The organism is Amycolatopsis kentuckyensis (genome assembly GCF_002155975.1).
Lineage (GTDB): Bacteria > Actinomycetota > Actinomycetes > Mycobacteriales > Pseudonocardiaceae > Amycolatopsis > Amycolatopsis kentuckyensis.
The window spans coordinates 1-6186 of sequence record NZ_MUMI01000667.1; the positions used below are offsets into that span (position 1 = coordinate 1).

Genomic DNA, 6186 nt, shown 5'->3' on the forward strand with positions numbered 1-6186 from the left:
CCGCGATCGCGGTCCCCGGGTCATCGCATCCGCAGGGGGTGAGCCTTTTGGGCTCCGCAAGATCGAAAGCGATCACCATCGCCGCCACGGCGGCACTGCTCGTGGCCGGCACGGCCGTTCCGGCGGCGGCCTCGGAGTACTTGACGCTCCGGTCGTCGTCCTGGTCCTACGTCGACTCGGCCGCGCCGAAGACGGCGTTCGCCAACCCGGCCGGGGACGCGCCGATCGGCGCGAAAGTCGCGGCCGACCACAAGAAGCACGTGACGAAGTCCTACTTCACCTTCGACCTCTCCGGCCTGCGCGGCGCCAAGGTGCTCGACGCGCGGCTGACCACCGGGGAGACCGCGGTCGCCGACTGCACCGCACCCCGCGGCACCGAACTCCGGGTGACCGCGCCGGCGAAGAAGGCGCCCACGTGGGCCGACCAGCCGCGGGAGCTGGGCGCGCTGCCCGGCCGGAGCGATCCCGCCGAGTGCCCGGCCGAGTTCGTCGGCTGGGACGCGGAAACGGTGCTGCAGCAGGCGATCGACGCCGGCCGCCCGGCCCTGACACTGGTCCTGCGCCTGCCCGACGACCAGCAGTACCTCCCGCGGTTCGGCCGCACCTACCGGCCCGTGCTGTCGGTGAGCATGCAGAAGAACCACCCGCCGACGACGCCGGTGAACCTGAAGGCCGGGCAGCACGCCTGCGCGGAAACCCCGCTGGTCCAGCGCGGGGGCGCGGCGATGTCGGCGCAGACCCGCGATCCGGACGACTACAGCTTCTCCGCCGAGTTCGCCTGGTGGCCGGTCGACCACCCGGACCGGCGCGCGACCGGCATCGACTCCTACGTCAACGGCACCGAGGCGTACTACGACCCGGACGCACAGCTCGCCGACGGCGTCACCTACGCCTGGCAGGTCCGCGCGAAGGACTCGCTCGCCACCAGTGCGTGGAGCGAGATCTGCCGGTTCACCACCGATTTCACGGCCCCCGCGACGGCGCCCACGGTGACCTCGACCGACTACGTGTACGAGGTTCCCGGCAAGGGCGGCATCGGCATTCCCGGCGACTTCACCCTCGACGCGGGCGGCGACCCCCAGATCGTCGGCTTCCGGTGGGAGGCCGGGTACACCGACAGCGGCTACGTCGCGGCCGACCGGCCCGGCGGCACGGCGACGGTCCGGTACACCCCGCGCAGCGACGGGCCGATGAACATGTCCGCGAGCGGCGTCGACGCCGCCGGGAACACCGGGCCGTCCGGTGCCTACCGGTTCTTCGTGGCCCGCAACGGTCCCACGATGACCTGCACACCGGCGCGGGCCTTCCTCGGCGAGACGCGGCGGTGCACGTTCGGGCCGCACGGCACCGACGGCGCCACCGAGTACGTCTACAAGATCGACGACGGGCCCGAAACCACGCTGCCCGCGGGCCCGGACGGCACCGCGGCGATCACCGTCACGCCGACCGACGTCACGCGGTCCTACGACGTCAGCGTGCGCGCCCGGATGACCAACGGGAACCTGTCCGGCCCCGGTGGCGGCCGACTCGACATCGACCGGGGACTGCCGGTGATCGACGTGCCCGCCGACGCGATGGTCGGCAGGCCGGTCGTGTTCACGCTGCACGCCACGCTGCCGGGGTCGACGTCGTTCACCTACGACTGGGACAACGGCGAACCGGTGACGGTCCCGGTGGGACCGGACGGCACGGCGCAGGTCACCATCGTGCCGGAAACGCCGTACAGCCACTGGCTCGCCGCGCACACCACGACCGCGGCCGGGCTGGTGTCGGCGACGAAGGAAACGTACGTCCCGGTGGCCACGAACGGCCCGGTGGTGACGAGCACCGACTTCCCCTCGTGCTGCGTCGGCGGCTACGTCACCACGCCGGGGACGTTCACGTTCTCCTCGCCGCTGCCGGGCGTCGTGAGCTACACGTACGCGCACTACCGGGGCGCGGAGGGCACCGTGCCCGCGGGCCCGGACGGCACGGCGAGCGTCGTCCTGACGCCGCTCAGCACGGACACGCAGTACCTGACCGTGACGAGCACGTTCGCCGACGGCTCGGTCTCGAAGCCGGGGTACTACTCCTTCTCCCCGAAGTCGGCGGCGCCGCCGCTCACCTGTGACCTGACCGGCAACGCCCGGCCCGGCCAGGTGGTCCACTGCACGCTCACGCCGGTCCAGCCGGGGCTGGCCGCGTACGGCTACCAGCTCGCCATCGGCGGCGAGAGCGGACCGGAAGTGGCGGTGCGGCCGGGCGCGGACGGTACGGGGACGTTCGAGTTCACCGCACCGGCGACCGAGACCAAGCTCTGGTCGTCACTGCGAGCGTGGAGTGCCAACGCGGCCGGGCAGCGCACGGACACGTCGTCCACGGTCTTCTACGTCGACCCGGACGCGGGCGCGGCGGCGAAGCCGGGGGTGCGCGCGGTCTGACGGCTGTGACGGCCACCCGCCGGGGTGGCCGTCACTGCCGGGCGACCAGCCCCGCCAGCAGGTTCGTGAGCCCCTCCGCCAGCGCGAACGCCTCCCCCCGCTCGACGGCCGCCACGGCCGCCGTCGGCTGGGCGGCAGGCCACGAGCCCGACAGCAGGACGACGACCCCGCGGGCGAAGTGCCGGGCCGCGCCGGGCGGCAGCTCCGGCACCCGGACCCGGACCAGCTCGCCCAGCCGCTCGGTGTTCGCCGCGGCCCGGCGGGTGAAGCTGCGGGCGAACTCCACCGGGATGTTGCGCTCCAGCACCGGCGCCATCGAACTCAGCAGCTCGCACAGCACGCGGCGGCCGGTGAGCGTCGCCGCGATCGTCCCGGCGATCCGTTCCTCACGCGCGAAGCCGGGCTCCGCCGGCCCCGGTTCGCCGAGCGCCTCTTCGAGGTCGTCGAGCCAAGCGGTCCACGCGCCGTCGAGGACCTCCAGGAAGATCGCCTCGCGGCTGTCGAAGTACCGGATCACGTTGGACTTCGCCAGCCCGACCCGGCAGCTGAGCTCCCGCAGGCTGATGTCGGCGACCGGGCGCTCGGCGAGCAGCTCCCGCGCGGCGGCGAGGATGGCCCGCCGGCGCGCCTCGACCTGCTCGGGACGGCGGGCGCGCTGGAATCCGGCGCTCATGGCGCCGAGGCTACCGATCGGTCGACGCCTTCGTCCCGGCCTCCCGCCGCGACTTGACCCGGTGGTAGCTCCAGCCCAGCAGCGCGAACAGGATCACCGAGGACAGGATCAGGCTCGACCCGGTGCTCCAGCCGCTGAACGGCAGCCACCGCACCGTGGCCCAGACGATCCCCGCCGCCAGCAGCGCCAGCCCGGCCAGCACCGACCCGGCGATCCGCAGCGGCGACGACACGCTGTCCTCGGCCGCCTTCATCGCGCGGTCGCGCACCGGGTCGACGTACTTCTCCAGCGCCGGGAACTCCGAGGCGAGCACCAGCAACCCGGCGAGCACCAGCAGCAGCCCGGGGCCGGGCAGCACCAGCAGCAGCACCCCGACCAGCAGCAGGACGGCCCCCGCCACCGTGATCAGGACCCGCTTCGTCTGTTTGCCGATGCCCACTGGGCGTCTCCCCTCGTCCCGTCCGATTGTTCCTGGTCGCGGCCTCGCGTGCCACTCACGAGGGCCCGTGCCCTGGCCACGGCCACGGTCAGCCCCGCCAGCGCGACCACGCCGAGCGCGGCCACGAGCCCCGGCCAGACGTAGAGCACCTGACCGTAGGTACCCCGCCGGCCGCCGAATACCCAGCCGAGCAGCTGCGGCAGGAACACCAGCGGGACCAGCGGCAGCAGCGGCGGCACGACCCGCCACCACGCGGGCTTCCGCCCGGCCCGGCGGACGCCGGCGACGGCGAGGCCCACCGCGACCAGCGCCAGCGCGCCGAGCACCCGGTCGGCGACCACCCCGGCGGGCAGGGCCGGCTCCGGCGCGCCGCCTTCCAGCAGGCTCGCGAGGCCCTGGGCCAGCAGCTCCGCGTCGTTGTCCAGGGCCAGCCCGGTGTTCGCGAGCACGGCGATGCCGTACCCGCCGAGCAGCAGCACCTGCGCCGCGGTGTGGGTGAACAGTTCGCCGGTGTGGGTGGCTCTCCCGTCCCGGACGCGCCAGCCCAGCGCGTAGTCGCGTCCGGGCGCGGGCGTGTGCGCGCTCCGGACCGAGGCCGGGGTCAGCACGCCACCGCCGTCCCGCTGCGCCCGGAGCCACTTCGCCAGGTCCTCCGCGGTGCTGACCACGCCGTGGCTGCCGCCGGTGAACCAGTCCGGTTCGGACACCGGCACCTCGATCCCGAAGGCCCGGACGTACCCCTCGGTCCCGGCCGGCGGCGCGTCCGCGGAGGTGGTGGCGGTCATTCCCAGCGGCCCGAAGAGGTGCCCGGCGAGGTGGGCCGCGAACGGCTGCCCGGCGACGACCTCGACGATCCGCGCGGCGACCTCGTAGTTCGGGTTGTGGTAGTGGAACCGGGCACCCGGCTCGTCGGCGAGTCCGGCGTCCTTCAGCCGGGCGACGGCCTCGGCGAGGGTGTGCGGCTGCGGCAGTCTCAGGTCGGGGAAGGCGGAGTCGGCCATCCCGGACGTCTGGTCCAGCAGCATCCGGACGGTGATCCGCGCGCCACGGGGGTCGGCGAGCCGGAAGTCCGGCAGGTAGCGGGTCACCGGCTCGTCCAGTCCCAGCCGGCCCGTCTCGGCGAGCCGGAGGACCGCGAACGCCGTCATGGACTTGCTCACGGACGCGATCGGCAGCCGGGTTCCCGCGGTCAGGGGGGTGCCCGCGGCGTCGTGGCCGTAGCCGGCCGTCCGGATCACTTCGTCGCCGCGGGTGATCGCCACGGCGGCCCCGGGGAGGCCGGTGTGGTCCAGGTAGGCGCGGACGTAGCCGTCGATGTCCCGGGGCGCGGCCGCGGAAGCCGGGGGCGCAGTCGTCAGGAGGAGGACCGCCAGTACGAGGAGGAGCCTGGTCATGGCGCTGAAGGTAGGCAGCGCGGGGTGGCGGGCGCTCCTGCCGGACGAACGGGTCGGCCCCTTACTTTCGGCACCTTCCCGTGCTTTAATCAACCCATCGGTTGATAAACCATTCGGTTGACCAGGAGGTGCGGGCCATGCCCGGAGTGGTGGCGAGTTTCTGCATGTCGCTCGACGGGTTCGTGGCCCGGCCGGACGACGACGTCGGGCCGCTCTTCGACTGGTACCGGGCCGGAGACGTCGAGCTGCCGATGGTCGGCTACCCGATGACGTTCCGCGTCGCGCCGGCCAGCGCGGAGTACCTGAGCACGTTCCTGGATTCGGTGCGGCACAGCGCGTTCGTGTGCGGCCGCCGCGTGTTCGACCACACCCGCGGCTGGGGCGGACGTCCCCCGGGCGGCGGCGCGGCGTTCGTCGTGACCCACCGCCCGCCACCGGCGGACTGGCCCGCGGGCCACCTGGCCCCCTTCGAGTTCTGCCCGGACGTCGCGAGCGCGGTCGAGCGGGCCAAGGCGGCCGGCGACGGCACGGTGGGCGTTTCCGGGCCGTCGATCGCGCAGCAGTGCCTGCACCTCGGGCTGCTCGACGAGCTGCGGATCGACCTGGTTCCGGTGCTGCTCGGTGCCGGGGTGCGGTACTTCGGGAGCCTCGGCACCGGGAAGTCCGAGCTGGAGCAGGTGGAAGTCGTGGCGGGGCAAGGGGTCACGCATCTCCGGTACCGGGTGCACCACCCGTGACCCCGCCCCGCGGGCCTTACTCGGCCGCCAGCAGCTGCTCGAACGGAACGAAATCCGGCTCCCCCGAAGCGGAAACCCGCCCCTCGGCCGACGAAGCCAGCTCGGCCCCCGCCTTCTCGATCCGCCGCTGCAGCGCGCCCGAAGCCTCACCGCTGCCCCAGTCGGACGAAGCCGCGTACACGCCCGTGGCCACCGGATCCGCCTTCAGGTACCCGAACAACGGCCGCAGCTGGTAGTCCAGCACCAGCGAATGCCGTTCCGTCCCGCCCGTCGCCGCGAGCAGAACCGGCTTGCCCACCAGGGAATCCGCGTCCAGCACGTCGAAGAACGACTTGAACAGCCCGCTGTACCCGGCCGTGAACACCGGTGTCACCGCGATCAGCGCGTCCGCACCGGTCACCGTTGCGATGGCCGTGCGCAGCTCCGGGCCCGGAAACCCGGTCAGCAGGTTCTTCGTGATGTCCAAGGCGATGTCGCGCAGCTCCACCACCGACACTTCGACCGGAGACCCGGCCGCGGCGAC

At 73.4% G+C, this 6186-nt stretch carries 6 protein-coding genes; 2 read left to right on the forward strand and 4 right to left on the reverse strand.

Annotated elements, in window-relative coordinates; all coding sequences use genetic code 11:
- Positions 1 to 38: 38 nt before the first annotated feature.
- Complete coding sequence (locus CCN39_RS45210) at positions 39 to 2420, forward strand: DNRLRE domain-containing protein (protein WP_208630663.1); 2382 nt, start codon at positions 39 to 41, stop codon at positions 2418 to 2420.
- Positions 2421 to 2451: 31 nt separating this feature from the next.
- Here the strand turns inward: CCN39_RS45210 and CCN39_RS45215 are convergent, their stop codons facing one another.
- The 3 genes from CCN39_RS45215 to CCN39_RS45225 are packed head-to-tail and all read right to left on the reverse strand — an operon-like array spanning position 2452 to position 4926.
- Positions 2452 to 3093 (reverse strand): TetR family transcriptional regulator, encoded by a 642-nt coding sequence (locus CCN39_RS45215; RefSeq protein ID WP_086853055.1) that lies wholly within the window; start codon positions 3091 to 3093, stop codon positions 2452 to 2454.
- Between the two features lie 10 nt (positions 3094 to 3103).
- On the reverse strand, positions 3104 to 3532 hold the full coding sequence (locus CCN39_RS45220; protein ID WP_086853057.1) for a PGPGW domain-containing protein: 429 nt from the start codon (positions 3530 to 3532) through the stop codon (positions 3104 to 3106).
- The gene (locus CCN39_RS45225) at positions 3499 to 4926 is read right to left on the reverse strand and encodes a serine hydrolase domain-containing protein (RefSeq protein ID WP_086853059.1); all 1428 of its coding nucleotides are present in this window, start codon (positions 4924 to 4926) and stop codon (positions 3499 to 3501) included. Before CCN39_RS45225 ends, CCN39_RS45220 begins: the two co-directional genes overlap by 34 nt.
- A gap of 137 nt (positions 4927 to 5063) precedes the next feature.
- Between CCN39_RS45225 and CCN39_RS45230 the strand changes: the two genes are divergently transcribed.
- The gene (locus tag CCN39_RS45230; RefSeq protein WP_086853061.1) at positions 5064 to 5663 is read left to right on the forward strand and encodes a dihydrofolate reductase family protein; all 600 of its coding nucleotides are present in this window, start codon (positions 5064 to 5066) and stop codon (positions 5661 to 5663) included.
- 16 nt (positions 5664 to 5679) lie between these two features.
- Here CCN39_RS45230 and CCN39_RS45235 read toward each other — a convergent pair.
- Positions 5680 to 6186: CE1759 family FMN reductase (locus CCN39_RS45235; protein ID WP_086853063.1), on the reverse strand; the 507-nt coding region annotated here is incomplete at its 5' end.

Bases quoted from the DNA above. Each gene is read 5' to 3' on its own strand.
- CCN39_RS45225 (WP_086853059.1), bottom strand. From the start codon at position 4,926: ATGACCAGGCTCCTCCTCGTACTGGCGGTCCTCCTCCTGACGACTGCG.
- CCN39_RS45215 (WP_086853055.1), bottom strand. From the start codon at position 3,093: ATGAGCGCCGGATTCCAGCGCGCCCGCCGTCCCGAGCAGGTCGAGGCG.
- CCN39_RS45230 (WP_086853061.1), top strand. From the start codon at position 5,064: ATGCCCGGAGTGGTGGCGAGTTTCTGCATGTCGCTCGACGGGTTCGTG.